The organism is Streptomyces sp. NBC_00080 (assembly GCF_045041255.1).
Classification (GTDB): domain Bacteria; phylum Actinomycetota; class Actinomycetes; order Streptomycetales; family Streptomycetaceae; genus Streptomyces; species Streptomyces coriariae.
Window position 1 is genome coordinate 4,067,926 of the sequence record NZ_CP108235.1, and the last position, 26,780, is coordinate 4,094,705.

23 protein-coding genes are annotated in these 26,780 nt (G+C 71.5%); 9 read left to right on the forward strand and 14 right to left on the reverse strand.

Going from position 1 to position 26,780, the window contains the following annotated elements:
* Nucleotides 1-3: 3 nt before the first annotated feature.
* Both OHU34_RS18020 and OHU34_RS18025 read right to left on the reverse strand, forming a co-directional pair.
* Nucleotides 4-1,926, reverse strand: a complete 1,923-nt coding sequence (locus OHU34_RS18020) for a long-chain fatty acid--CoA ligase (protein WP_142265640.1) — start codon at nt 1,924-1,926, stop codon at nt 4-6.
* A gap of 210 nt (nt 1,927-2,136) precedes the next feature.
* Nucleotides 2,137-3,495: an acetyl-CoA C-acetyltransferase gene (locus OHU34_RS18025; RefSeq protein ID WP_235034544.1), complete on the reverse strand. Its 1,359-nt coding sequence runs from the start codon at nt 3,493-3,495 to the stop codon at nt 2,137-2,139.
* A 101-nt stretch (nt 3,496-3,596) separates the two neighbouring features.
* Between OHU34_RS18025 and OHU34_RS18030 the strand changes: the two genes are divergently transcribed.
* From OHU34_RS18030 to OHU34_RS18040, 3 genes are all read left to right on the forward strand, one after another.
* Nucleotides 3,597-4,955: a 3-oxoacyl-ACP reductase gene (locus OHU34_RS18030; RefSeq protein WP_405767212.1), complete on the forward strand. Its 1,359-nt coding sequence runs from the start codon at nt 3,597-3,599 to the stop codon at nt 4,953-4,955.
* A complete protein-coding gene (locus OHU34_RS18035) occupies nt 4,955-5,815 on the forward strand; it encodes a MaoC family dehydratase (protein WP_405767213.1) in 861 nt (286 codons plus the stop codon). The genes OHU34_RS18030 and OHU34_RS18035 overlap by 1 nt, the downstream gene beginning before the upstream one ends.
* Before the next feature lie 248 nt (nt 5,816-6,063).
* A complete protein-coding gene (locus OHU34_RS18040) occupies nt 6,064-7,815 on the forward strand; it encodes a DUF4157 domain-containing protein (protein ID WP_142265637.1) in 1,752 nt (583 codons plus the stop codon).
* Between the two features lie 28 nt (nt 7,816-7,843).
* On the opposite strand, the gene OHU34_RS18045 is transcribed toward OHU34_RS18040, so the two are convergent.
* The 8 genes from OHU34_RS18045 to OHU34_RS18080 all read right to left on the reverse strand — a co-directional run bounded on the left by OHU34_RS18045 (nt 7,844) and on the right by OHU34_RS18080 (nt 14,567).
* Nucleotides 7,844-8,488, reverse strand: coding sequence for a TetR/AcrR family transcriptional regulator (locus OHU34_RS18045; RefSeq protein WP_142265636.1), 645 nt, complete (start codon nt 8,486-8,488; stop codon nt 7,844-7,846).
* Nucleotides 8,489-8,548: 60 nt separating this feature from the next.
* Entirely contained in the window at nt 8,549-8,857 is a 309-nt protein-coding gene (locus OHU34_RS18050; RefSeq protein WP_142265635.1) for a DUF4229 domain-containing protein, read from the reverse strand.
* Between the two features lie 102 nt (nt 8,858-8,959).
* Nucleotides 8,960-9,484 (reverse strand): GNAT family N-acetyltransferase, encoded by a 525-nt coding sequence (locus tag OHU34_RS18055; RefSeq protein ID WP_142265634.1) that lies wholly within the window; start codon nt 9,482-9,484, stop codon nt 8,960-8,962.
* Nucleotides 9,485-9,539: 55 nt separating this feature from the next.
* A complete protein-coding gene (gene mqnE / locus OHU34_RS18060) occupies nt 9,540-10,703 on the reverse strand; it encodes an aminofutalosine synthase MqnE (RefSeq protein WP_230194956.1) in 1,164 nt (387 codons plus the stop codon).
* Between the two features lie 61 nt (nt 10,704-10,764).
* On the reverse strand, nt 10,765-11,220 hold the full coding sequence (locus OHU34_RS18065) for an Lrp/AsnC family transcriptional regulator (protein ID WP_054238669.1): 456 nt from the start codon (nt 11,218-11,220) through the stop codon (nt 10,765-10,767).
* A gap of 152 nt (nt 11,221-11,372) precedes the next feature.
* A complete protein-coding gene (locus tag OHU34_RS18070; protein ID WP_142267992.1) occupies nt 11,373-12,053 on the reverse strand; it encodes a UbiX family flavin prenyltransferase in 681 nt (226 codons plus the stop codon).
* Nucleotides 12,054-12,210: 157 nt separating this feature from the next.
* On the reverse strand, nt 12,211-13,113 hold the full coding sequence (gene mqnP, locus OHU34_RS18075) for a menaquinone biosynthesis prenyltransferase MqnP (protein WP_142265632.1): 903 nt from the start codon (nt 13,111-13,113) through the stop codon (nt 12,211-12,213).
* Nucleotides 13,110-14,567 carry a menaquinone biosynthesis decarboxylase gene (locus tag OHU34_RS18080; RefSeq protein ID WP_142265631.1) on the reverse strand — a complete coding sequence of 486 codons (1,458 nt, stop codon included), beginning with the start codon at nt 14,565-14,567 and terminating at the stop codon, nt 13,110-13,112. The genes mqnP and OHU34_RS18080 overlap by 4 nt, the downstream gene beginning before the upstream one ends.
* Before the next feature lie 164 nt (nt 14,568-14,731).
* Between OHU34_RS18080 and OHU34_RS18085 the strand changes: the two genes are divergently transcribed.
* Nucleotides 14,732-15,145: a PLD nuclease N-terminal domain-containing protein gene (locus OHU34_RS18085; protein WP_142265630.1), complete on the forward strand. Its 414-nt coding sequence runs from the start codon at nt 14,732-14,734 to the stop codon at nt 15,143-15,145.
* Nucleotides 15,146-15,247: 102 nt separating this feature from the next.
* Here OHU34_RS18085 and OHU34_RS18090 read toward each other — a convergent pair whose 3' ends face one another.
* A complete protein-coding gene (locus tag OHU34_RS18090; protein WP_160159996.1) occupies nt 15,248-16,594 on the reverse strand; it encodes a S8 family peptidase in 1,347 nt (448 codons plus the stop codon).
* Between the two features lie 241 nt (nt 16,595-16,835).
* Between OHU34_RS18090 and OHU34_RS18095 the strand changes: the two genes are divergently transcribed.
* Nucleotides 16,836-17,651: a MerR family transcriptional regulator gene (locus OHU34_RS18095; protein ID WP_142267991.1), complete on the forward strand. Its 816-nt coding sequence runs from the start codon at nt 16,836-16,838 to the stop codon at nt 17,649-17,651.
* On the opposite strand, the gene OHU34_RS18100 is transcribed toward OHU34_RS18095, so the two are convergent.
* Nucleotides 17,590-18,375 (reverse strand): CDP-alcohol phosphatidyltransferase family protein, encoded by a 786-nt coding sequence (locus OHU34_RS18100; protein ID WP_020130090.1) that lies wholly within the window; start codon nt 18,373-18,375, stop codon nt 17,590-17,592. The two genes, OHU34_RS18095 and OHU34_RS18100, sit on opposite strands and share 62 nt — an antisense overlap.
* Before the next feature lie 226 nt (nt 18,376-18,601).
* On the opposite strand from OHU34_RS18100, the gene OHU34_RS18105 reads away from it, so the two are divergent.
* The 4 genes from OHU34_RS18105 (at nt 18,602) to OHU34_RS18120 (ending at nt 23,881) form a co-directional block, all read left to right on the forward strand.
* The gene (locus OHU34_RS18105) at nt 18,602-19,051 is read left to right on the forward strand and encodes a nucleoside deaminase (protein ID WP_405772288.1); all 450 of its coding nucleotides are present in this window, start codon (nt 18,602-18,604) and stop codon (nt 19,049-19,051) included.
* A complete protein-coding gene (locus OHU34_RS18110; protein WP_142265627.1) occupies nt 19,044-20,024 on the forward strand; it encodes an isopenicillin N synthase family oxygenase in 981 nt (326 codons plus the stop codon). The genes OHU34_RS18105 and OHU34_RS18110 overlap by 8 nt, the downstream gene beginning before the upstream one ends.
* Before the next feature lie 120 nt (nt 20,025-20,144).
* On the forward strand, nt 20,145-22,325 hold the full coding sequence (locus OHU34_RS18115) for a hypothetical protein (protein ID WP_405767221.1): 2,181 nt from the start codon (nt 20,145-20,147) through the stop codon (nt 22,323-22,325).
* Nucleotides 22,325-23,881: a hypothetical protein gene (locus OHU34_RS18120; protein WP_142265626.1), complete on the forward strand. Its 1,557-nt coding sequence runs from the start codon at nt 22,325-22,327 to the stop codon at nt 23,879-23,881. The genes OHU34_RS18115 and OHU34_RS18120 overlap by 1 nt, the downstream gene beginning before the upstream one ends.
* A gap of 68 nt (nt 23,882-23,949) precedes the next feature.
* Here the strand turns inward: OHU34_RS18120 and ccsB are convergent, their stop codons facing one another.
* A complete protein-coding gene (ccsB, locus tag OHU34_RS18125; protein WP_142265625.1) occupies nt 23,950-25,044 on the reverse strand; it encodes a c-type cytochrome biogenesis protein CcsB in 1,095 nt (364 codons plus the stop codon).
* The gene (locus OHU34_RS18130; RefSeq protein ID WP_142265624.1) at nt 25,041-26,777 is read right to left on the reverse strand and encodes a cytochrome c biogenesis protein ResB; all 1,737 of its coding nucleotides are present in this window, start codon (nt 26,775-26,777) and stop codon (nt 25,041-25,043) included. Before OHU34_RS18130 ends, ccsB begins: the two co-directional genes overlap by 4 nt.
* Between the last annotated feature and the right edge of the window lie 3 nt (nt 26,778-26,780).

Sequence of the window (26,780 nt, forward strand, 5' to 3'; positions counted from 1 at the left end):
CCTTTAGTGCGCGTACAGCCCCTCCACCTGGTCGGCGAAGTCCGCCAGGACCGCCTCGCGGCGGAGTTTCATCGAGGGCGTGAGGTGGCCGGCGTGCTCCGAGAAGTCGGTCGGGAGGATGGCGAAGCGGCGGATCGACTCGGGGCGGGAGACCAGCTTGTTGGCCTCGTCGATCGCTCGCTGGAGTACGGCGTGCAGGTCCGGGTCGTCCATCAGCAGTTCCACCGGGACCGGGTGCTTGCCGTTCATCTGGCGCCAGTGGGTGAGGCCGTCCGGGTCGAGGGTGAGGAGGACGGAGACATAGGGGCGGCCGTCGCCGAGGACCATGGCCTGGGAGACCAGGGGGTGGGAGCGCAGCCAGTTCTCCAGGGGCGCGGGGGCGACGCTCTTGCCGCCCGCCGTGATGATCATTTCCTTCTTGCGGCCGGTGATCGTCAGATAGCCCTCGTCGTCCAGTTCGCCGATGTCGCCGGTGGGCAGCCAGCCGTCGGGCGTGGCGGGGACCACTCCCCCGGCAGACGGGTCCCAGTAGCCCCGCAGGACGTGTTCGCCGGCGATCAGGATCTCGCCGTCCGCCGCGATGCGGATCTTCGTCCCCGGCAGTGGCCAGCCGACCGTGCCCAGACGGGGCTTGAGCGGCGGGGTGACCGTGGACGCTCCGGTCGTCTCCGTCAGGCCGTAGCCCTCGTAGATCTCGATGCCCGCGCCGAGGTAGAAGGCGGAGAGGCGTTGGCCGAGCGGCGAGCCGCCGCAGATGGCGTGGCGGACGCGGCCGCCCATGGCGTTGCGGATACGGCGGTAGACGAGCGGGTCGTAGAAGGTGCGGGCGGCGCGGAGGGTGGCCGCGGGGCCGGATCCGGTGCCGGTCTTCTGTGCTTCGACGGCCTCGCCGTAGCGGCGGGCCACGCCGGCCGCCCGGTCGAAGGAGGACAGCTTGCCGCCGGCCTCGGCCTTCGCGCGGGCGGTGTTGAAGATCTTCTCCAGCATGTACGGGATGGCCAGCAGACAGGTGGGTCTGAAGGCCGCCAGATCCGGGAGGAGTTCGTCGGCCTTCAGGCTCGGTGCGTGGCCGAGGCGGACCCGGGCGCGGACACAGGCGATGGCGACCATGCGGCCGAAGACGTGGGACATGGGGAGGAAGAGCAGGACGGAGAGGTCTTCGCCGCTCGACTTGAAGACCGGGTAGAGCAGTTCGATCGCGTTGTCGACCTCGGCGAAGAAGTTGCCGTGGGTGAGCGCGCAGCCCTTGGGGCGGCCCGTGGTGCCGGAGGTGTAGATGAGGGTGGCGAGGGTGTCGGGGACCAGCATCCCCCGGCGGATCTCGACCTCGGCGTCCGGTACGTGCTCGCCCGCCTCGATCAGCCTGTCCACATGTCCCTTGTCCATCACCCACAGGTGGTGCAGGTCGGGCAGCCGGTCGAGTTCGGGGCCGAGGGCGGCCGCCTGGGCGGTGCTCTCGGTGACCAGGGCGACCGCGCCGGAGTCGTGCAGGATCCAGCGGGTCTGGAAGACGGAGGAGGTCGGGTAGACGGGGACGGTGACCAGGCCGGCCGCCCAGGCCGCGAAGTCGAGCAGCGTCCACTCGTAGGTGGTGCGGGCCATGATGGCGAGCCGGTCGCCGGGCACGAGACCCTCGGCGATCAGCCCTTTGGCCACCGCGTGGACCTGGGCGGCGAAGCGTTCGGCCGTGATGTCCGTCCACTCGCCGTCCTGGCCCTTGCGGCTGAGCACCACCGTCTCGGGGACGGCGGCCGCGTTGTCGTAGGGCAGGTCGGCGAGCGAACCGTACGTCACCGGGCGGGCGAGCGCCGGTACGGACGCCTCCCGGACCACGCCGTCCAGTCGTCGTGTCTCGGGTTCCACCAGGGTGGGGGGAGCGTCGGGATCGGCGAAGGCCGAGCCGTCGGCTGGATACGGGGTGGACACGGGCGACTCCCTGGGCGTGCAGCGACGAAACTGCTTGCTGCATGACGTACGTGCCTCAAGTACCGAGGCGTTCAACCGGGATGCCCCCTAAGAAAGGGGTTACCGCCAGTTAGGTAGGGGATCGTACGGCGCGCACGTGTGGGGCTTGTGCGTGTTCCGGGATGTTCCGGGGCTGGGGATGTGCAATCTCGGGGGTTATATGAGGAATCTTCACGTTCGTTCCAGAATCGCGGTGACTCCCTGTCCGCCCGCCGCGCAGATCGAGATCAACCCCCTTGCGGGGCCCTCCCGTTCGGCGAGCAGCTTGGCCAGGGTCGCCACGATGCGGGCGCCGGTCGCCGCGAAGGGGTGACCGGTGGCGAGGGAGGAGCCGGCCACGTTCAGACGGTCGCGGTCCACCGGCGCCAGCCCCTGCTTCTCCCAGGCCGCGAGCGTCGCCAGCACCTGGGAGGCGAAGGCCTCGTGGATCTCGAACAGGTCGAAGTCCTCGATGCCCAGACCGGTCCGCTCCAGCATGCGCGGGACAGCGTACGCGGGCGCCATCAGCAACCCGTCCTCGCCGCCCGCGACATCGCCGCGTACGAAGTCCACGGCCGCCGTCTCGTACGCCGTCAGGTAGGCGAGCGGTTCCAGGCCCCGCGCCTCGGCCCACTCCTCGGAGGCGAGGAGTACGACCGCCGCTCCGTCCGTCAGCGGCGTCGAATTGCCCGCCGTCATGGTCGGGTCGGGCCCGTCGGTGCCGAACACCGGCTTCAGCGCGGCCAGTTTCCCGACCGTGGAGTCCGGGCGCAGGTTCTGGTCGCGGGCCAGGTCGCGGAACGGGACCACCAGGTCGCCGAAGAAACCGCGTTCGTAGGCGGCCGCGAGCCGCTGGTGGCTGGTGGCCGCCAGTTCGTCCTGGGCCTCGCGCTCGACGCCCCAGGCGCGGGCGGTGACCGCCGCGTGCTCGCCCATGGAGAGACCGGTGCGCGGTTCGGCGTTGCGCGGGATGTCGGGGATCAGATGGGAGGGGCGGATCTGCGCGAGGGCCTTGACGCGATCACCCGTCGATTTCGCCCGGCGGGCCTCCAGGAGGATGCGGCGCAGCCGGTCGTTGACGCCGAGCGGGGCGTCGCTGGCGGTGTCGGCGCCGCCGGCGATCGCGGACTCGGTCTGGCCGAGGGCGATCTTGTTGGCGGCGGCGATCACGGCCTGCAGGCCGGTGCCGCAGGCCTGCTGGATGTCGTAGGCGGGGGTGCGGGCGTCGAGCTTCGAGCCGAGGACGGTCTCGCGGGCGAGGTTGAAGTCGCGGCTGTGCTTGAGCACCGCCCCGGCGACCAACTCGCCCACCACGCCGGGCACATCGAGCGCGTAGCGGTTCGCCAGACCGTTCACGGCAGCCGTCAGCATCTCCTGGTTGGAGGCGGTGGCGTAGGGGCCGTCGGAACGGGCGAAGGGGGTGCGGGTGCCGCCGACGATCGCCACGCGGCGGATCCGCGGCAGTTCCGGCCGGGGCACGGGCGCACCGCTCTCCGCGACCTTCAGATGGCTCACTCGCCGGCTCGCCCGTGACGGTTCCGAGGTACTCATCTCGACCTGCTCCTCACCCGTGACCTAGACTTACCCACGGTAACCTTACTCCAGAGTAAGCACCCGGTACGAGGTGTGCGCCGAGCCCGTGGGAGATCATCATGGCCGACCGCTATCTGAGCTTCACCGCCACGGCCCCCGGCCGGTTCCTCACCGCGCGGCTCGGGCTTCCACAGCCGGCCGCGCTCAGCCGCTGGACGGCCGAACGTCCCTCCCTGAACGGCCACTTGCTGCACCTCACGGCCGGCGGACCGTCCGGGCTCGACCTCGCGCCGGTCCTGGCCCGCACCGGACCGCCCACGGCCAGCGTCGCAGCCGGAGCCACCACCGGATCCACCGCCGGAGCCGCCGGCGGGTCCACGGGCCCCGCCGCCGTCGTCCTGGACGCGACCGGTGTCCGGGACGTCGACGCGCTCGCCGAGGTCCACGCGGCCCTGCACCCGGTCGTACGGTCGGTCGCGGCGAGCGGGCGGGTCGTCGTGCTGGGCGCTCCCCTGGACGCCCGGGACCACCACCAGGCGGCCGTGCAGCAGGCCCTGGAGGGCTTCGTACGGTCCCTGGGCAAGGAGATCGGACGGGGCAGGACCGTCAACCTCGTCCGGCTGACCGACGCGTCCGCCGCCGAGTCCACCCTGCGCTTCCTGCTCTCCCCCAGGTCGGCCTACGTCAGCGGCCAGGTGATCGGGGTGGGGGCCGCCGAGGGTCCCGCCGGCCCGGTCGACTGGGATCTCCCCCTCACCGGGCGCACGGCGCTCGTCACCGGCGCCGCCCGCGGCATCGGCGAGGCCGTCGCGGAGACGCTGGCCCGGTACGGCGCCCATGTCGTCGTACTCGACGTACCGCAGGCCGCGGAGGACGCCCGCCGGGTCGCCGCGCGGCTGGGCGGCAGCGCCCTCACGCTCGACATCACGGCCGCCGACGCGGGCGAGCGGATCGCCGCCGAGCTGCCCGACGGGCTGGACGTACTGATCCACAACGCGGGGATCACCCGGGACCGGCGACTGGTCAACATGTCCGCCGAGCGCTGGAGTTCGGTGCTCGACGTCAATCTGGCGAGCGTGCTGCGCACCACGGACGCCCTGCTCGCCAAGGGCGCCCTGCGGACGGGCGGGCGGATCGTGGCCACCGCCTCCATCGCCGGACTCGCGGGCAACGCGGGGCAGACGAACTACGGCGCGAGCAAGGCGGGCGTCGCCGGTCTGGTCCGGTCCCTCGCGCCGCGCGCGCTCGCCGAGCACGGGGTCACGGTCAACGCGGTGGCGCCCGGCTTCATCGAGACGAGGATGACGGCCGCGGTGCCGCTGTTCATCCGCGAGGCGGGACGCCGGATGAACTCCCTCGCCCAGGGGGGCCTGCCCGTCGACGTGGCCGAGACGACCGCCTGGCTCGCCCACCCCGCGTCCGGCTCGGTGAACGGTCAGGTCGTGCGCGTGTGCGGCCAGAGTCTGCTGGGGGCGTAGTGACCGGCGTGGTGACCATCCTGTCCGGGCCTCCGTCGCTCGGTCCCCTGCTCGCCGTCGGCGCGCTGCGCTCGCCGTTCAAGCGGCCCCGGCCGGGCCTCGCGTTCCCCGGCACCGGCGACCGGCTCGTCCTGCCCGACCTGCGGGTGGACCTGGCCCGGCTGGCCGCCTACGAGCGGGTGTGCGGCTTCCCGACCGGCGAGGACTCCCTGCCGCTCACCTATCCCCACGTCCTGGGCTTCCCGCTGGCCATGCGGATCATGAGTGGCCGCGGCTTCCCGCTGCCGCTGCTCGGCCTCGTCCACACGTCGATCGAGATCACCCGCCACACCACCCTCGCGGCCACCGGCAGCTACGAACTCACCGTGCACGTCGAGCGGTTGGCCGCGCACCGGCGCGGGACCGAGGCGGTCGTCGTCACGGAGCTGCGGGACGACGGCACGGTCGTGTGGGAGTCGACGAGCACGTATCTGGCCCGGCACCGCACCGAGGCCGCGCCCGCTGCGCGGGAACCGGAGCCCGACCCGCTCCCCGTTCTCGACGAATGGCGGCTCGCCGCCGACGTCGGACGGCGCTACGGCGCCGCGTCGGGCGACCGCAACCCCATCCATCTCCACCCGCTCACCGCCCGTCTCTTCGGCTTCCCCCGGGCCATCGCGCACGGCATGTGGACCGTGGCCCGCTGCCTCGCCGCACACGGCACCCCCCAGGCCGTACGGGTGCGCGCGGAGTTCCGGGCACCGGTCCTGCTGCCGGGAACGGTGACCTTCGCGGCGGACGGCGAACGCTTCGAGCTGCGCGGGACGGGAGAGTCGGGACGCGTACATGTGAACGGCCGGGTGGACCCGCTGACACGGTGACGGGCCCCGGGTGACCGGGGCGGGTGACCGGCCCTGGGTGACCGACCCCGAGCAACCGACCCCGGGACCGGTGCGCCGCTTCGGCGGCAGGGCGCCGATTGCCCTGTTCGTCGCGGCGCGGCTCTGCCGGATCGCCCGGTGGTCCTGCGCGATCGGCCCCCGACACTGCCCTTGAGGTCCTTACTCCGGTCGCGTCCGGTCGAGCACAGTGGTGGGTTCAGATGGCTCTGTCGCTGAAGGGAGCGTTCATGCGCGCGCAGGACCAGGAGAACGACCTGGGTGGCAACCGCCGGTCCAAGGCCGGGAGAGGCTCCGCACGGTCGTCGCTCCCGGGACCGGCGGCGGGACTGCTCGCCCTCCAGCGCTCGGCGGGCAACGCGGCGGTGACGCGTGCCATCGAGGAGCAGCGGCACGAGCACGGCCCCGGCTGCGGCCACGCGGACCGGTCGGTCCAGCGGGTCGCGGAGACCGACGAGGCACAGCAGGCGACGGTGCAGCGCGAGGCGTCGCTGGCCGAGGTGACCGGATCCGGCGGCAGTTCTCTGGACCCGCGCATCCGGGCCAAGGCCGAGCAGGCGTACGGAATGCCGCTCGGTCACGTGCGCGTGCACAACGACGCGACCGCCCAGCGCGCGAGCGCCGACTTCCAGGCCCACGCCATGACCGTCGGCCATCACATCGTGCTCGGCTCGTCACGGGTGGACGACGAGACGATGTTCCACGAACTCGACCACGTCCGGCAGCAGTCGCAGGGCCCGGTGGCGGGCACCGACAACGGCTCGGGCGTGAAGGTGTCCGACCCGGGCGACGCCTTCGAGCGCCAGTCGGCCGCCAACGGCCGTCTCGTCGCGCAGGGTTCGACCCCCGATCTCTCGCTGCCCGGCTCGGCGGGCCACGGGGCTCCGGTGCAGCGGGCGGCGACCGGCACCGGCGAGCGGCAGAGCGTGCAGCGGATGCCCAAGGAGGCGACCAAGTCCAAGGCCGGCAGGGGCGGCAAGAAGGCGACCGTGGCGCAGGCGATCACCAAGGCGCTCGTGCAGAACCACGGCTGGAAGGAGTACGGCGGGCAGCAGAACAAGACCGTGCACTTCCCGGTCGCCTCCGACAACGCCCCCGAGCACGCGAAGAGCGAGGGGCTCAAGGGCGCCGCGCTGAGCGCGATGTACCACGGCACCAGCAACATCCGGAAGGAACGCTCCTTCTCGGCGGAACGCCCGGAGCAGGCCCTGCGCTGGATCTCCACCGTCACCTTCAACTACCTCAACGACCTGCGCAAGCAGCCCGAGGAAGTACAGGCGGGCGTGAGCGCCGTCCAGCAGGAGGGGCCGGAAGGCGCGGCCACGCGGTTCCAGCTGTACATCTCGTCGAACAAGGACGGCGCCAACAAGGCACTCACCGACCTGTACGAGGGCAAGGCCAGCGCCGCGGAGTTCCTCACCGCGATCCTGAAGGCCGGCGAGCCGAACCTCTCCACCCGCACGGCGCTCGAACAACGGCACGCCCAGAAGCTGGCCTCGCGTCTGCTGGGCGACGGGCAGGGCAGGGAGGCGTACAGCGCCGTCCTCCAGGCTCTCGGTGGCTCGGTGAGCGTGCCCGCGAAGCGGGAGGACGCCGCCACGGACGGCCTGCACGCCGAGCGCCGCATCGTGGAGAGCGCGCCGGCGGGAAGCGTCTCCGCGATCGCCGGGGTCAAGCGGCCCTGCATGGTCTGCTACATGGAACTCTTCGTCGGCGACGACTCCAAGCGTCCCGGCCCCTACTGGCCGAGCAAGGCCTCCAACATCGGGGAATCCGACTACACCATCGCGAACGCCGACATGCTCGCGCTGCGCATCCACACGGCGGCGGTGACGGGCGGCGGCACCCATGTCAGCCTCCGCGTCGACTGCGAGGGCCAGGAGCGGGTGGACACCGGGTACGGTTCCGAATCCGACTCCTCGGCCTCGGACAGCGAGCAGGCCCCGATGCTGGTGCCGGCGGAAGCCATGGACCTGAGCTGAGGCGACCGCCTGGCCCTGCCGGAGGTCCTCAGGCCTCCGGTGGGGTCCAGGGCCGCCCCTCCATGAGGTTGCCCAGGCCTGCCCAGGCGAAGTTCATCAGGGTCGCCGCCGCCTGCCGGGCCGTGGTGCCTTCGGCGGTGTTGGCCCAGGCGGCGAGGGACTCGGCGGCGCCGACCAGCGCCTCGGCGAGTCCGGCGACCTCTCGTTCGGGCAGGTCGGGGTCCCGGTGCGCTTCCCTGGCCGCGACCACGATCAGGTGCGTGACGAACGCGACGATCTCCTCGCGCATCGCCGTGACCTCGGCGGCGAAGGGCTCGCCGTGCGTGCGGGCCTGAAGATGCAGGACGGACCAGGCGTGCGGATGCTCGGCGGTGTGCGCGAAGAACGCCCGCAGACCGTCCCAGAGTTGGCGGTCGGCGGGCAGGTCGGTGCGGACGCCGGTGCGCACCGCCGCGACGAGCGCCTTGGCCTCGCGCCGGATGCAGGCGGTGAAGAGGTCTTCCTTGGAGTTCAGGTACAGGTACACCAACGGCTTCGACACGCCCGCGAGTTCGGCGATCTCGTCCATGGACGCGGCCATGTACCCCCGGCGTCCGAAGGTCTCCACGGCGGCGTCCAGCATCTGCTGCTCACGGACCGCACGCGGCATCCGCTTGGTCTTCACGGTCCCCATGGACACAGCGTAGTTGGGCCCGCTCGGGTCCCTGCCCGGCCGTCCCGCCGCGCGAGGCGACTACGAGGTCTGCGTCTGGCCCTGCGGGCGCGCCGCCTCGTCGATCGAGGCGTCCTCCTGGGACTTGTTGGCCTCCAGGTTGGCCTTCATGCGGTCCACCCGCTGCACGACGTGCACCGAGGCACGGTCGCGCTCCTTGCGCAGCACCACGAAGCTGATCGGCGCGGAGATCACCAGCGAGAGCAGCAGGATCCACATGATGTTGGAGTCGCCGAGCCCGCGGGGCACGACGCCCGAGTAGACGAGGCCCCAGACGACCACGAGGCAGCCGGCGAAGACACCGAGGCGCATCAGTGTGTAGCGGAGCATGTCAATCCACTCTTCCGATTCCAAAAGGGGCCGTCGTCCAGTGAAGCACGTCGGGGTGCCGATCTTGCATCGGGGTGCGAGCGGTCGCGGCGGCCGCAGCGGTCACGTCAGGGGCAGCAGCATGATGATGTCGTCGCGGTCGTCGCCCGGCGCGACCCGGATGGCGCCGGGCACCCGGCCGACCTCCTTGTAGCCGCAGGAGCCGTAGAAGTGCTCCAGGCCGAGTCCGCCGCGGCAGGTGAGCCGGATCGCGTCGATGCCGTCGAAGGCGCGGGCCTCCTCGGCGGCGGCCGCCAGCAGGTCACGGCCGTAGCCCTTGCCCTGGTGCCGGGGGTGCACCATCACCGTGTAGAGCATCACCCAGTGGGTCTGGAGCCGGTGGGTGTTGAAGCTGAAGAACGCCGTCGCCGCCACCTCGCCGGCCGCGTCGTGTCCGACGAGCAGCCGGGTACGGCCCTCGGCCATCTGGACGAGGTGGCGGACCAGTTCCGGCCGGACCGTCTCGCGCTCCACCGGCGCCACGAAGCCGACGGCTCCGCCCGCGTTGGAGGCGTCCGTCCACAGGTCGAGGATGCCGTCACGCAGGGCGGGGGTGACGGCGGGGTCGAGAGCGAAAGTAAGGGCCACGAAAGGATGGTAATCCTTACGCGGCCCCGACTTCCAAGTACCTGCTCCTACCGCCTCAGACCCGCATCGGCTGCGGCGACTCGCGGAGCTCCGGGTCCGGGCCGTCGTACTCGCGGATGATCTCGTACCGGGTGTTGCGCTCCACCGGGCGGAAGCCGGCGTCCCGGATGAGGTCCAGCAGGTCGTCGCGGGTCAGCTTGTTCGGGGTGCCGTAGTTGTCGGCGTCGTGCGTGATCTTGTACTCGACGACCGAGCCGTCCATGTCGTCGGCGCCGTGCTGGAGCGCGAGCTGCGCGGTCTGGACGCCGTGCATGACCCAGAAGACCTTGACGTGCGGGACGTTGTCGAAGAGCAGCCGGGAGACCGCGAAGGTCTTGAGGGCCTCCGCGCCGGTCGCCATCTGGGTGCGGGCCTGGAGCCGGTTGCGGACCTTGCCGTCCTGCATGTCCACGAAGTCGTGCTGGTAGCGCAGGGGGATGAAGACCTGGAAGCCGTTCGTCTCGTCCTGGAGCTCACGCAGGCGCAGGACGTGGTCGACGCGGTGGCGGGGCTCCTCGATGTGTCCGTACAGCATGGTGCACGGGGTCTTGAGCCCCTTCTCGTGCGCCAGCCGGTGGATGCGCGACCAGTCCTCCCAGTGCGTGCGGTGGTCGACGATGTGCTGCCGGACCTCCCAGTCGAAGATCTCGGCGCCGCCGCCGGTCAGCGACTCCAGACCGGCGTCGATCAGCTCGTCGAGGATCTCGGAGGCGGACAGCCCGCTGATCGTCTCGAAGTGGTGGATCTCCGTCGCCGTGAACGCCTTCAGGGAGACGTCCGGGAGCGCGGCCTTCAACTCCCGCAGCGAGCGCGGGTAGTAGCGCCACGGCAGGTTCGGGTGCAGGCCGTTGACGATGTGCAGCTCGGTGAGGTTCTCGCCCTCCATCGCCTTGGCGAGCTTCACCGCCTCCTCGATGCGCATCGTGTACGCGTCCTTCTCGCCCGGCTTGCGCTGGAAGGAGCAGTAGGCGCAGGAGGCCGTGCACACGTTCGTCATGTTGAGGTGCCGGTTGACGTTGAAGTGCACGACGTCGCCGTTCTTGCGGGTCCGCACCTCGTGCGCCAGTCCGCCCAGCCACGCCAGGTCGTCCGACTCGTACAGCGCGATGCCGTCCTCACGGGTCAGCCGCTCACCGGCCCTGACCTTCTCCTCCAGCTCGCGCTTGAGTCCGACATCCATGCCCACACCTCTCTACGACTTTCTGCGATGACCAACCGACAACCGACAACCCACCGTACGGCTATACCTCTTCCGGAAGCTCCCCGACCCGGTTCTCCCACTTGGTGGAGAGCACGATGGTGGTACGGGTCCGGGACACGCCCTTGGTCCCGCTGAGGCGCCGGATGATCCGTTCGAGACCGTCCACGTCGTTCGCCCGCACCTTGAGCATGAACGAGTCGTCGCCGGCGATGAACCAGCAGTCCTCGATCTCGCTGAGGTCCTTCATCCGGTTCGCCACGTCCTCGTGGTCGGCGGCGTCGGAGAGGGAGATGCCGATGAGGGCGGTGACGCCGAGGCCGAGCTGGGCGGCGTTCACCGTGGCGCGGTAGCCGGTGATGACACCGGCCGCCTCCAGCCGGTTGATGCGGTCGGTGACGCTGGGTCCCGACAGACCGACGAGGCGTCCCAGCTCCGCGTAGGAGGCCCGGCCGTTCTCCCTCAGGGCCTGGATGAGCTGCCTGTCCACCGCGTCCATGCGATCGAAGCCTTCCGATGAGGAGAGATGAGGAGTGTGGGGGGAGTTCCTGAAACGGGTTTTTCTGAAGCGGGTTTTTCTGAAGCGGGTGTTTCTGAAGCGGGTTTCCCGAAGCGGTGGTGCGTGCCGCCCGCGCCGTCCGCGTCCGATGCTCAGGCGGGAGGGCGGGAGCCGCCGCCGATCTCGCCCTTCCAGCGGCGGTACAGCCCGTGCCCGACGCCCGCCACGTCGAGGACCCGCCCGGCGACGAAGTCCACCAGGTCCTGGATGTGGGTGGCGCCCGCGTAGAAGGCCGGGGAGGCCGGCACGACGCTCGCGCCCGCCTCGTCCAGGGCGACCAGATGACGCAGGGTCTGCCCGTTCAGCGGGGTCTCCCGTACGGCCACGACCAGCGGGCGCCGTTCCTTGAGCGTCACGCTCGCCGCCCGCTGGAGGAGGTCCTTGGAGAGCCCGAGGGCGACCCCGGCCACACAGGCGGTGGAGGCGGGCACGATCAGCATGCCCTTCGTGGCATACGACCCGGAGGAGGGTCCGGCGGCCAGGTCCCCGGCCGCCCAGTACCGCACCCGGTCGCTCTCGCCCTCGCCCCCGCCACCGCCGAGATCCACGTCGAAGGTGCCCGGCTTCCCGTCGGCCCCCCGCGCGAGCCATTCCCGCAGGTCGTCGCGCCAGTGCGCGTCCCGGAAGGAGATCCCCGTCTCGTCGAGCAGGGTGAGCCGCGAGGCCCGGCTGACCACCAGGTCGACGCTCTCCCCCGCGGCGAGCAGCGCGCGCAGCACAGCGGCGGCATAGGGCGTACCGGACGCCCCGGACACCCCCACGATCCAAGGCACGCGCTGCGTTTCTCCTGCGTTCACACCTTGAGCGTACCGGTGGGCGGAGTGGTCTTCAGGACCGGTCGGCCCTGGAGCCCGCGTGCCCCCTTCGCTCCCTCCGCCCGCCCGTTCACCCGGACGGAGTACATGGCCGGATCGCACGGACCGCCCGGCCCTAGAGCGTGAGCCCCCGCACCAGCAGGTCGATCAGCGCACACCCGAACAGGCTGATGCCGATGAACCCGTTCGTCGAGAAGAACGCCCTGTTCAGGCGGGTCAGGTCGTGGGGCCGCACGATCGTGTGCTCGTAGCCGAAGGCACCCGCGACGATCACCAGGCCGAGCCAGAAGAAGGCGCCGGCGTCGGTGGCCAGGGCGTACCAGACGAACAGGGCCGTCGTGATCGCGTGACAGACCCGCGCCCCCCAGACCGCCGCCGGGATGCCGAAGCGGGCCGGGACCGACAGGACGCCGACCTCGCGGTCCGTCTCCACGTCCTGGCAGGCGTAGATCAGGTCGAAGCCGCCGATCCAGATGCCCACCGCCAGGCCCAGGATCACCGCGTCCCAGGACCACTCGCCGGTGATCGCCAGCCAGCCGCCGATCGGGCCCATCGCCTGCGCCAGGCCGAGGATGGCCTGCGGGAAGTTCGTGAAGCGTTTGCCGTACGGGTAGACCACCATCGGGATCACCGCGATGGGAGCCAGGGCCAGGCAGAGCGGGTTCAGCAGCGCCGCCGCGCCCAGGAAGATCACCAGGGCGATCAGGGCGCCGGTCCAGGCATGCCGCACCGACATCGCGCCCGTCACCAGCTCGCGGTGCGCCGTGCGGGGGTTACGGGCGTCGATCTCGCGGTCGATGATCCGGTTGACCGCCATGGCGAAGGTGCGCAGGCCCACCATGCAGACGGTGACCAGCAGCAGCCTGCCCCAGTGGATGTTCTCGTCGGTCTGGAACATCGCCGTCAGCGCGGCGATGTAGGCGAAGGGCAGCGCGAAGACCGAGTGCTCGATCATCACCAGCCGCAGGAAGGCCTTGGTGCGTCCTGGCTGCGGCAGCGCCGCGGAAGCGGAACTCACAGGCCGTACTCCTTCCAGCGGCGGTCGACCTTCGCCGCCGTATCCGGGTCGGACAGCACCATCTCCGGCCAGCCCCCGTCTCGCGTGTACCCCTCCTCGGGCCACTTCCGCGTCGCGTCGATGCCCGCCTTGCCGCCCCAGAACTGCTGGTAGGAGGCGTGGTCGAGATGGTCGACCGGGCCTTCGACGACGGACAGGTCGCGGGCGTAGTCGGTGTTGCCGAGCGCCCGCCACGCGACCTCGTGCAGATCGTGGACGTCGCAGTCCGCGTCGACGACCACGATCAGCTTGGTCAGGGACATCATGTGGGCGCCCCAGACCGCGTGCATGACCTTCTGCGCGTGCTTGGGGTACTTCTTGTCGATCGAGACGATCGCGCAGTTGTGGAAACCGCCGGCCTCGGGCAGGTGGTAGTCCACGATGTCCGGGACGATGATCTTCAGCAGCGGGAGGAAGAAGCGTTCCGTGGCGCGGCCCAGCGGGCCGTCCTCCGTCGGCGGCCGGCCGACCACGATCGACTGGAGCAGCGGACGCTTGCGCATCGTCACGCAGTCGATCTTCAGCGCGGGGAACGGCTCCTGCGGGGTGTAGAAGCCGGTGTGGTCGCCGAACGGGCCCTCCGGCAGCATCTCGCCCGGCTCCAGCCAGCCCTCGATCACGACCTCCGCCTGCGCCGGCACCTGGAGCGGGACGGTCTTGCAGTCGACCATCTCGATCCGCTTGCCCGCGATGAAGCCGGCGAAGAGGTACTCGTCGATGTCGCCGGGGAGCGGGGCGGTGGAGGCGTACGTCACGGCGGGCGGGCAACCGAAGGCGATCGCGACGGGGAGCTTCTCGCCCTTGCGGGCGGCGACCTGGTAGTGGTTGCGGCTGTCCTTGTGGATCTGCCAGTGCATGCCGATCGTGCGCTTGTCGTGACGCTGGAGGCGGTACAGGCCGAGGTTGCGGATCCCGCTCTCCGGGTCCTTGGTGTGCGTCAGGCCCAGGTTGAAGAAGGAGCCGCCGTCCTGCGGCCAGGTGAAGAGGGCGGGGAGGGCGTCGAGGTCGACGTCGTCACCGTGCAGGACCACCTCCTGGACGGGTGCGTCCTGGGGCTTCACCTTCTTCGGAGGGACGTGCGTCATCGCGCCGAGCTTGCCGAACGCCTCGCGGACGCCGACGAACCCGTGCGGCAGCTCGGGCCGCAGCAGTCCGCCGATCTTCTCGCTGATCTCGGCGTAGGACTTGAGGCCGAGGGCCTTCAGGAGCCGTCGGTCGGTGCCGAACACGTTCATCGCGAGGGGCATGCTCGACCCCTTCACGTTCTCGAAGAGCAGCGCGGGGCCACCGGACTTCTGGACCCGGTCGACGATCTCCCCGATTTCCAGATACGGATCGACCTCAGCCTTGACGCGCTTGAGGTCGCCTTCGCGTTCCAGTGCCCTGAGCAGGGAACGAAGATCGTCGTAAGCCATGTGTCCCAGTATCGCCGAGGCCCGTCCGGCGCCGACGCGCGCCCCGCACTACGAGCCCGCACCGCCTCGCGGGAACGTTTTCCGCCACCCGCTACCCTGGCCCGGTCACCGGGGCGCTCCCGCACCCCCGTCGCCGTCACCGTCTCCTGGGGGAACCCGCCACCATGCTCAGGTATCTGCCGTTCCTGCTGGTACTGGCGCTGTGGATCTACGCCTTCATCGACTGCCTCAACACCCCCGAGGAGGAGGTGCGGGGGCTGCCGAAGGTGGTCTGGGTCATCATCATCCTGCTCTTCGGCGAGGTGCTCGTCGGTCCGGTCGCGTGGCTGGTGGCAGGAAAGGCGCGCCGCGCGCCCGTGGGCGGTGGCGCTCCGGCCGAGTCGTCCCGCGGCCGACGCGCCGAGTGGGTCGCGCCCGACGACAACCCCGAGTTCCTCAAGTCCCTCAAGGAGAACAAGGGCGAGGACAAGAAGGACGACGAGGCTCTCCTCAAGGACTGGGAGGCCGACCTGCGCCGCCGCGAGGACGAGCTGAAGCGCCGCGAGTCCGGTGAGGACCCCCAGCCTCCGCAGGCCTGAGACACGCCGACGGCGCCCTGCGGTCTCGGTGAGACGCGGGCGCCGGGGCGTGGACGCGGGGGGCCACAGCCGGAACGGGTGACCCCGGAGCGGGGGCGGATCCTAGGCGGCGTCGTGTTCGACGGACCTGGGCGAGCACTGGGGAGCGTGCTGCCAGTAGCAGCCGACCTGGACGAGTCCGTACCGGTAGTCCGAGCCGGTGCCGGCGACGGGCCGGGCGTCCCGGCCGAGCGTGCGCAGGATGTCGCGGGCGTTGCCCTTGCAGTGACCGGAGGTCAGGCACAGCGCGGCGGAGCCGGTGACGAAGGGCGCGGCCATGCTCGTGCCGGAGAGGAACCCGTAGTCCTCGCCCAGCGGCGTGGCGCGGGTGGGGAGAGTGGAGAGGATGTCGGCGCCCGGGGCGGCGATGTCCACCCACGACGCTCCGTAGTTGGAGAAGGGCGCCCGCTGGTCGAACACCGTGGTGGCGGCGACGCTGATCGCCTCCGGGTAGGCCGCCGGGTAGTTCAGCGCGGTCGTACCGGCGTTGCCCGCTGAGGCCACCACGGCGACGCCCGCCTGGGTGGCCAGCCGGACGGCCTGATGCACCAGCGGACTGTCCACCGAGGTTCCCAGACTCAGGTTGGCGACCCGGATGTTCTTCGCCTTCGCGTTCTGGGCGACCCAGTTCAGGCCCGCGATGAGGTCGGAGAAGAGCCCTGAGCCGCCGTCACCCAGGACCTTGACGTTCCACAACCGGGTGCCGGGGGCGGTGCCCTCCGCGCCGATGCCGTTGTTGAGCGCCTGGATGATGCCCGCGACGTGCGTCCCGTGGCCGTGGAGGTCGTTCGCGCCGGGCGAGGTACTGAAGTTGGCGTTACCGGCCACCCGCAGGTCGGGGTGACCGGCGTCCACGCCGGTGTCCAGCACCGCCACCCCGACCCGGGCGGCCGCCGGCACCCGGAATCCGTGCTCGGAGCCCGCCACGGCGCCGATCCGGAACAGGCCCCACTGCCCGGCGAGCAGCGGGTCGCCCTTGTACGCGACACCGCCCCCGTCCGGCTTGCCCGTCCGCTGCCGCGGCGCCTGGAGCGAGGAACCGGCGACCGGTTCGGGCAGGGACACCGTGTGGTCGGGTTCGACCGAGGCGACCTGCGGGTCGGCGCGAATGGCCTCGATCTGGTCCGCGGTCGCCTCCAGGGCGTACCCCTTGAGGGCCGCCCCGTCCACGGTGGCGTCGAAGACATGGCGCAGCCGGCTCCCGCCGTCCGACGCCTGTCCCTTCGCCTGTTCCTCGGCGACCTTGCCCGGATCGGCGACCGTGTCCTTCAGCTGCACGATCCACCGCTCCGCCGGAACGGGCTCGGCGGCCTGCGCGGAGCCGGGCACGACCGCGGCGGCCGTGAGGGCCGACAGCGCGGCACAGGCGACCAAACCATTACGGAGCGGAATCTTTCCGAGTCTTCGCACCAAATCCTCCACACCCTGCACACCGAAGATCGACAAGGTAGGACAATAGGAGCGGCCGGATGTTCCCCGGAGGAGACTCACTCGGGATCACCCGGACCGATCGTCGAATCACCTGATCGGCCGCGCGGGCTACGCTGACGCCGACAGCAGCGCGACCGAGGACAGCCGTTCGATGAGCCCCGAGCAGCAAAGCGGCCAGGCCACCGCCGAGTTGACGCAGGACGCGACGGTCACCGAGCCCATGAGGTCCGGCCCGGCGGCCGGCCGGCCGCTGCGCTCCGTCGACCTCGCCCGACTCGCCGGGCTCTCGACCCAGCAGATCCGCAACTACGAGGAGGCGGGCGTCCTGCCGCCGGCCGAGCGCACGACGTCCGGCTACCGCACCTTCACGGACGTCCACCGGCAGGCGCTCACGACCTACCGGACGCTGGTGAAGGGGTACGGACCCGTGGTGGCGGCCCGGATCATGCGGACCCTGCACGCCGGCGACGTCCCGGCCGCCCTCGCCCTCGTGGACGCCGCGCATGCCGCGCTGCACGAGGAGCGCGGCGCGCTGCGGGCCACCGGCGAGGCCCTGGAAGCGCTGGGCCCGGCACCCCCGGGCACGGCGCGGGCGCGGCGGGAGGCGGCCGGGGCAACGCCCCCGGCGGCGCCCCGCTCCGGCCTGCGTATCGGCGAGGTCGCCGCGCTGCTGGGCGTACGGACGTCGGCGCTGCGGGTGTGGGAGGCGGCCGGGCTGCTCAGCCCGGCGCGCCAACGGGGCACCGGATACCGCGTGTTCAGCCCCGCCGACGTGCGCGACGCCCGGGTGGTCGACTCCCTGCGACGCGGCCACTACCTGTTCCGGCAGATCCGCCCGGTTCTCGATGGCCTGCGCCGGGAGGGCGGCGGCGAGCCCCTGCGGGCGGCGCTCCAGGCCCGCGGGGAGGCGCTGACGGCCCGCACCCACGCGATGCTGGCGGGCGCGGGCGCCCTCCACGGCTACCTCGCCCGGGTCACCGCAGCCGGGACGACGACAGGATCGACAGCAGGTGGGCCGGGACCATCACCCAGGTGATCGCGGCGATGGCAGCCAGCGCCCAGCGGGTGGGTCCGACACCGCCGGTCGCCGCGTCCAGGGCGGCCACGGCCAGCAGGACCAGGGAGGCCTCGATGCCGTTGGTGACCCGGTGGATCTTGAAGGCGGCGGCGAGCCGGCGCAGTGAGGCGACGCCCTGGGAGCGGGGCGCGGTGGCCTCGTCGTCGGCGACGGCGAGGCCGCGCCGGGCCCGGGCCACGTCCACCAGGTCGGTCGAGGCCTTCAGCAGCACCACACCGAGCGCGGTCGCCAGACCCAGCGACACCCAGCCGTTGAAGCCCGCCCAGCCGCCGAGGCCGGACTCGGCGGCCCGGAAGCCGAAGCCGATCATGAGTGCCGCGTCGGCCAGATAGGCGCCGAGCCGGTCGACGTAGATGCCGGTCGCGCTGTTCTGTCCCTTCCAGCGGGCGACCTCGCCGTCCACGCAGTCGAAGAGCAGGAACAACTGCATCAGGAGCGCGGCGAGCACGGCCCCCGCGAGACCGGGGACGAGCAGCGCGGCACCGGACAGCACCCCGCACACCACCATCGTCCAGGTCAGCTGGTCCGGGGTGACCCGGGTGCGCACCAGCTGGCGGGTGAACCGCAGCGAGACGCGCCGCATGTAGAGGCGTCCCGCCCAGTGCTCGCCGTTGCGGCTGGCGAGCTTGGCCTGCGGCTGGCAGACCTCCCGCAGCTCCTCCAGAACAGGAGCAGCAACCATGAACTTTCCTTCCGCCAGGGGCTCAACTGCCGCGCCTGCGGCGGTGATCGGCACAGGTTACTTGACCCGCTCCCGGACATTTCCCGGGGGACTTCGGCCCGGTCGGGTGCGGTGTCCCGCCCCTCCCGGCCACACGATCGCGTGAGCGCCCGCGTCGGCGCGGACCCCTCCGGGAACGGATCGAGGTGAAGACACGCACCCCGTCGAGGAGGACCGTATGGACCGTATGGATCGGGCGACGGCACGGTCGTGGCTCGCCACCGCCGTCGCAGAGGCGCGGGCCGGTCTCGCCGAGGGCGGCATCCCGATCGGCGCCGCGCTCTACGGCCCGGACGGCACCCTGCTGGGCCGCGGCCACAACCGGCGCGTCCAGGACGACGACCCCTCGATGCACGCGGAGACGGCCGCCTTCCGCGCGGCGGGACGGCAGCGCTCGTACCGCGGCACGACGATGGTGACCACCCTGTCCCCCTGCTGGTACTGCTCCGGGCTGGTCCGCCAGTTCGGCATCTCCCGGGTGGTCGTCGGCGAGGCGAGCACCTTCCACGGCGGCCACGACTGGCTGGCGGAGCACGGCGTCGAGATCGTGCTCCTCGACGACTGGGAGTGCATCGCCCTGATGCGCGACTTCATCGCGAAGAACCCGGCTCTCTGGAACGAGGACATCGGTGAGTAACCCCCCTGCCCGCACCTCCCGCATCCCGGCCATCGACCTCGGGCCGTGGCTCTCCGGCGACGCCGGCGCCCGCGCCGCGATCGCCCGTACCGTCGACGACGCCCTGCGGACCGCCGGGTTCCTGCTGGTCACCGGGCACGGGGTCGACCCCGCCCTGCGCGACCGCATCCGGGAGGCCGCCCGGTCGTTCTTCGTGCTGCCCGCCGACGTCAAACAGGCCTACGGCGCGAAGGTCGGGGGCCGCGGCTGGCTGGGGCCGGGCGCGGAGGCAAACGGGTACTCGGAGGGGACGAAGACCCCGCCGGACCTGAAGGAGTCCCTGACCTTCGCCACGCACGAGCCCTTCGACGACCCGGTGGTCAACGCGGAGTGGTACGCCCCGAACGTGTGGCCCGCGGAGGTACCGGAGCTCCGGGGCCTGTGCGAGGAGTACCTGACCCGGATGGGTGAACTGGAGAAGCAGCTGCTCTCCCTGCTCGGGGAGGCCCTCGGCCTCGGGGCGGACTTCTTCTCCCGGCACATGGACCACCCGACCTACGGATTCAACATCAACTGGTATCCGGGTACGGAGGTCGTCGGGGAGCCGCGGCCGGGCCAGTTCCGGATCGGCCCGCACACCGACTTCGGCACCGTCACCATCCTCGACCGGCAGGCCGGCAGGGGCGGGCTCCAGGTCTGGACGGACGAGGGCGGCTGGGAGGACGCGCCCTTCGACCCGGACGCCTTCACCATCAACATCGGCGACCTGATGGCCCGCTGGACCGGTGACCGGTGGCGCTCGGGCAGGCACCGCGTACTGCCGCCCCCGGCCGACGCGCCCGCCGAGGAGCTGATGTCCCTCGTCTACTTCGGCGAGTGCACCCCGGGGACGCTCGTGGAGTCCGTCCCGGCGCCCGTCGGCCGGGTGGCGTACGAGGCGGTCGACTCGCATGTGTATCTGCGGGAGAAACTGGACTCGATCACGGTGGAATGACGGCCTCATTCCGCTCACGTCCGGAAGTTTCGTGACCCAACGGACACCAGGCGATCTGGCACTTACCAACTCCCTCTCCTTACCCTTGCGTTGGGAACCGAGCCCTGGGGGAGGAGCGCGGTGCACAGACGGTTGTACGGGCGTGGCGCGCTGTTCGACGTCGAGCCGGCCGGTCTCGTACCGCGACTCGTGGGGATCCGTCCGTACGAGCTCCACGCGGAGAAACCCGAACACCCCGCAGGACCGCCCCTGCTGGTGCTGGCGGGCGGCCGGGGTCTGGGCAAGAGCGCGGTGCTCGCCGAGTTGTGGGACGCCTACACGGAACACACCCGCAGGGGCGAGGCCCGCAGACGTACCCCCGTCGCGTTGATCGACTGCGAGGACGAGCAGTTCGCGCGGCCGCCGCACGAGGAGAGCCCCGAGTCCTGGTCGCCGGTCTGGCAGGCGCTGCTGGTCGTCGCCGAGCAGCTGACGGAGCCGGTGCGGGCGGCCGGGCAGCTCACCTTTCCGCGGCTGACGGCCGGGCTGGTGGCGGTCCGGGCCAGCGACTGGAGCGGCCGGACCGACTCCGACCGCATCCGGCGGGAGCTGGTGCGGATCCTGCTGCTGAACGAGCGCGCTTCCCGGTTCAGCCTGGCCGGGCGGTGGGCGGCCAAGGTCGCGTCGAAGGTGATCGCGGCGGCGAGCGGCGGGGGCCCGTTCGTCGCGGCGACCGTCGAGGCCACCCTGGAGGCACTCTCCGAGGGCGTCACGCACCGCAAGGAGCAGAAGCCGGCCACCTGGTACCGCTCCTATCCGAACGCGGGCGGCAACGCCAAGCGGGGACTGCTGCTGCTCGCCGGGAACTTCCGGGCCGGCGGCACCTCGCGCGAACACGCCGAGCGCTGGCTGGTACGGGCGCTGCTCGCCGACCTGGCCGAGGCCTACTCGGGGCTCGGCTCGCATCTGACCCGGCTGGGCCGGCCGCTCGTGCTGCTCGACAACGCGCGGAGCGGACCGGGCCCCGGGCTGCTGGACGCCGTCCTGCGGGACCGGGCCGACGGGGTCGCCGACCAGGTGGTGTGGGTGGCGACGGTACGCGGCGCGAGCCATCCGGCGCTCGGCGACGCCGTACGCCGTGAGCTGCCCGAGGTGGCCCGGGCCACGAACTGGGAGCCGGCCGGTTCGCCCTCCTCGCGGGCACTGCTCGTACCGCTGCCGCCGCTGTCCCCCGACGACACCCTGCACATGGTCGGCGCGGTCTGCGACGACACCGAGCTGCCGCCCCGATTCCCGCACGCCACCCACCGGCTGACGGGCGGCAACCCGCTCGGGATCGTGCTGCTCGCGACCGCCGCCCGGCAACACCCCGGGCGGGCCGCCTCGTTGGGGTGGCTGCTCACCGCGAAGGTCCGGCTGGAGGAGGGGCAGGCCGACGACGGCAGGCCCGCGTACGCCGAGTTGCTGGGCCGCCTGGTGCCCGCCGACCGGCTCGACGAGCTGACGGTCCTCGCGGCCGCCCACGACCACGACTCCGCCGTGGCCCTCGCCGACGCACAGCTCCCCGACGACTTCGGTTCGTCGGGCGTCCGGTCGCTGCGGGCGCGGCTCGCCGCGGAGGGGATGCCGGCCGCGCCGGGGCACTTCGTCGGCGACCCCTTCACCCGCACCCTGCTGCTGCTCCGGCTGCACCACCGGCCCGCCGACCACGCCAAGTGGCGCGAGGTGCACGAGACCCTGATCCGGCACTACACCCACGCCGACGGCCGGGAGCCGGACGGCCAGGACCCCGCCCACGCCCGGTACCGGCTCTACCACGAGCTGGCGCTCGGCGACACGGCCGGCGCGGTGGCCTACCTGCGCGACACGTTCACCGGCCTGCGCACCCGCACCTGGCTGGACACCCTCCGGTTCCTGGCGTCCGCGCCCTACTTCCACGCGCACGACGCGGCAGGCCGCGACTTCGACGGCCGAGGCGACCACCGGTCGGCGATCGCACTGGGCCGCACGGACGCCGGGCAGGAGCCGCCGGAGGGCGTGAACGCCGCCCTCCACCTGCGGATACGGCGGCTGCTGCACGCCGTCTGGCAGGTGACCGACCCGCTGGTGCTGCCGGACCCGAAGGTCTGCGGGCGGCTGGAGTTCGAGCTGCTCCAGCTGTCCGACCAACGGCCGGCCGGGGGCGCGCTGCTGTTCGCGACCTCCCAGACCTGGCCCCGGGACGCCCTCGCGGGCCGCCCGCTGCGCATCCCGGCCGAGGACGACGACGGCGACACGGACGGCGACGGGCACGGACCGGACGACGGGGACGGGGTGGCGTGATGGCCGACGGAGTCGGAAGCCCGCTGGTGCGGTGGCTGCGGGAGATCTGGGAGATCCGCCTCTACCGCTATCTGGCACTGCTGATCACGGCCGCCGTGCTGACCGGGCTGTTCTTCGCCGTGCGGGCGGTCACCGACGAGGACCGGTCCTGCGCGCCCGGGGTGGCCCGTCCGGCCGGCAGCGACGAGTGCGTGGGCGTGGCCACGGGCGCGTACGACTTCGGGCATCCCCAGCTGCGGGACGCGGTGCGGGCGATCGACCGGGAGAACGACCGGCTCAAGGCGGGCGGTTACGTCACGGTCGCGCTGATGCTGCCGTACACCGCCTCCACCCCCTCGACGCTCAGCGACATCCAGCACGAGGTGCAGGGCGCCTACCTGGCCCAGTGGCAGGCCAACCACACCTCCAACGGCCAGGCTCCGGCGATCCGCCTGGTGCTCGCCAACCCGGGTGCCACCAGCGACCACTGGGAGACCATGGTCGACCGACTGGAGCGGATGGCGAAGGGCCCCGACCGGCTGCGCGCGGTCGCCGGGGTCGGGCAGAGCACCGACAACAACAAGAAGGCCGTGGCGGAACTGACCCGGCGGGGCATCCCGGTGGTCGGCGCCTCCATCACCGCCGACAACCTCGCCAACGGGCAGCACGGCAAGGACCCCTTCCCCGGCCTGGCCCGGGTCTCCCCCACCAACACGGACGAGGCACGCGCCCTGGCCTCGTTCGCCGAGGTCGACGCCGGCCGGGCCCTGCTGGTGTACGACAAGCCGGGCGACCCGTACACGCGGACGCTCCAGACGTCGTTCGCCGCGTTGCTGAAGGGTTCGCCCTACGAGCCGCAGCCGTTCACCCCGCCCGCCGACCGCACCCAGGAGGGGACGACGGCGAACACCTTCCGGCAGATCACCCACCTGGTGTGCGACACCTCCGCGGAGACCGACACGATCCTGTTCGCGGGCCGGCACACGCAGTTGCGGCAGTTCGTCAACGCGCTCGGCACGCGCGGCTGCCAGAACCGGAAGTTCACGGTGCTGACGGGCGACGAGGGCTCGTACCTGTCCGGCGACAAGAAGCTGGACCGCACGGCCCTCACCCACAACCTCTCCGTCCGCTACACCTCGCTCGCCCACCCGGACGCCTGGGTGAACGCCCCCGTGACCCTGCGGGGCGGTTCGGCGGCGGACGCGAAGGTCCTCACCGACCTCCTCGCCCGCAGCGCCCGCGAGCCGGTCGGCCCGATCGGCGACATCGCCCTGGAGGACGGCCAGCTGATCATCGGATTCGACGCGATGACGCTGGCCGTGCACGGCATCCGCGAGGCCACGCCCGACGGCGCGACCGTCCCGCCCCTCGCGGACGTCGGCCTCCAGTGGCCGCAGGTCAAGGGCTCGCTGCGGGTGAGCGGGGCGAGCGGCTGGATCTGCCTGGACGTGCACGGCAATCCGTACGACAAGGCCGTACCGATCGTGGAACTCCACCCCGACGGCGGCTCCCGCTTCGTCCGCATCGCCTGGCCGGAGGGCAAGCCCCCGACCACGGAGTGCCTGCCGCCGTCCTGACGGCTCGACGGAAAAAGGCCGGTTCCCGTGACCCGGGGTCACGGGAACCGGCCTTCGCCGTGGGGCGGCTACACGCCCGCGTACGAGTGCTTTCCGGAGACGAAGATGTTGACGCCGTAGTAGTTGAACAGCCAGCAGCCGAACGCGATCAGGGCCAGGTAGGCGGCCTTGCGGCCCTTCCAGCCGGCCGTGGCCCGAGCGTGCAGGTAGCAGGCGTAGGCGACCCAGGTGATGAACGACCAGGTCTCCTTGGGGTCCCAGCCCCAGTAGCGGCCCCAGGCGTCGCCCGCCCAGATGGCGCCCGCGATGATCGTGAACGTCCACAGCGGGAAGACGGCCGCGTTGACGCGGTAGGCGAACTTGTCGAGCGACGCCGAGGCGGGCAGCCGGTCCAGGACCGAGTTGGCGAACCTGCCGGGCTTGCCGCCGGTCGCCAGCTTGTTCTCGTAGGCGTCCTTGAACAGGTACAGGATCGTGGCGACCGCGCCGACGTAGAACACCGCGCCGCAGAAGATCGCGGTGGAGACGTGGATGTACAGCCAGTACGAGTGCAGCGCCGGGACCAGCTGGTCGCTCGCCGTGTAGAGGACGGTGACCGCGAGACCCAGGTCCAGCAGGACCGAGGTGATCAGGAACAGGCCGAGCCAGCGCACGTTCTTCTTCAGCGCCAGCAGCCCGAGGTACACGCCGACGGCCACCGTGGAGAAGGTGAGGTTGAACTCGTACATGTTGCCCCACGGCGCCCGCTCCACCGAGGCCGCGCGGGCGATCACGCCGCCCAGCTCGACCAGGAACGCGAGCACCGTGAGGGAGATGGCGATCCGGCCGTACATGTCGCCCTGCTCGTCACCGCCGTGCGCGCCGGGCCCGTCGGGCACGTCACGCGCGCCGGCCGCGGAGCGCACGACGACCTGCGGCCGCTCCAGGACGGCCGTGCCGCCCTTCTTCTCGGCGGTGACGGCCGGGCCCTTGGCCGTGGTCGTGGCGGTGAGCGCGGCGGCGGTACGGCCGACCTTGCTGCGACTGCCGAGGAGCCATTCGGCGATGTACGCGAAGAAGGCCAGGGTGTAGACGGCCATCGCGGAGTAGATCAGCGTGTTGCTGATGCTCGCGAGGTTCTCGTTGGTGGCGGCGGCAAGCTCCGTGGTGGCGGCGAGAGTCACTTCTCAGCCCCTTCGGCAGGTACGACTTCGGGTTCGGGGGATGCGGAGGATGCGGACGGCCCGGGGGTGTCGGGGTCCGGGGTCGAGGGAGCCTGGTCGTACAGGATTCCGGCGAGGTCGCCGAGTTCCTCGGGCACCTTGGCCGACTCGCTGCGGCCGAGTCCGCCCATCTCGACGACCGTCACCCCGTCGTCGCCCTTCACCGCGCGCACCCAGACCCGGCGGCGCTGGAGGAACAGGGAACCCGCGAGACCGAAGATCGCGGCGATGGCCCCGCCCAGCGCCCAGCCGCTCGCGGGCTGCTGGGTGATCTGGAAGTTCGCCCACTCCTTGGTGCCCTCGTAGGTCACCGAGCCGGCGCCGTTCGGGAGGGTCATGGTCTCGCCGGGCTTGAGGTTGTCCCGCAGCTGAGCGCCCTTGGAGTCCTTGAACTCCTTCATGTGCGACTTGTCGAGCTGGTACACGCTCTGCGGGATGCCCGAGTCGACGCCGAGGTCGCCGTGGTACGGCGTCAGGTTCAGCACCGGGTTGCGCAGCGCCGGGAACGTCGAGGCCGCCTCGCTGCCCTTGGTGTACGTCGGCAGGAAGAAGGCCGAGATGCCCAGCTGCTCACCGACGCCCTTGGCGTCCCGGTAACCGTCGAGGACCTTGATCACACCGCTGGAGGTGATGTTGGAGTCGAGCGGCAGCAGCGGCACCGCGTCGCGGTAGACGACGTCGCCCTTGCCGTCGCGGACGGTGATGACGGGCGCGTAGCCGTGGGCGGTGAGGTAGATCTTCGAGTCGTCGATCTCCAGCGGGTGGTTGACCTTGACGACGGCCTTCTTGTCCTTGCCGTAGGCGCCCACGCTGTAGGTGATGGCGGACTGGAAGGTGCGCGCGGTGCCCGTGTTGGGACCCGAGGTCTCGTACGTGCCGGTGAACTTGTCCAGGGTGAAGCTGAACGGGTTCAGGTCGTCGGTGCTGAAGAGGTTGCCGGACTTGAAGTCGTTGTACTGGGTGAGGGTGTTGGAGAAGCCGTCGCCCTCCACGACCAGCTTGTTCCCCTCGGACTTGTAGAGCTGGCCGCAGGCGAAGGAGACCAGCATCACGATCAGCGCGATGTGGAAGGAGAGGTTGCCGACCTCACGGAGGTAGCCCTTCTCCGCTGCGACGGCGTCCCCGGCCAGGTGGGCGCGGAAGCGGCGCTTGCGCAGCAGGGTGAGCGCGGCCGCACGGACCTGTTCCGGCTCGGCGTCGGTGCGCCAGGTCGTGTACGCGGGCAGCCGGGTCAGCCGCTTCGGCGCGCCCGGCGGGCGGCTGCGCAGCTGACCGACGAACTGCCAGGTGCGGGGCACGATGCAGCCGATGAGGGAGACGAACAGCAGGATGTAGATCGCGGAGAACCACACCGAGCTGTAGACGTGGAAGAGGCCGAGCCTGTCGTAGATGGGCGCGAGGGTCCCGTGGGCCTGACGGAACTCGGCGACCTTCGTCTCGTCGGTGCCGGACTGCGGGATCAGCGAACCGGGGATCGCGCCGAGCGCCAGCAGCAGGAGCAGCAGCAGCGCGACCCGCATGGAGGTGAGCTGCCGCCAGAACCAGCGGGCCCAGCCGATGATCCCCAGGGCGGGTCCACTGGCCAGCGTGTCCACGGGCGCGGTGGACAGCTGGGAGCCGGCGGCGCCGAGATCCTGCTCGTCGGAGGCGGCCGGGGTCTCGCCCGGGGCGGGGCCGACGGTGCTCTTGCTCATGAA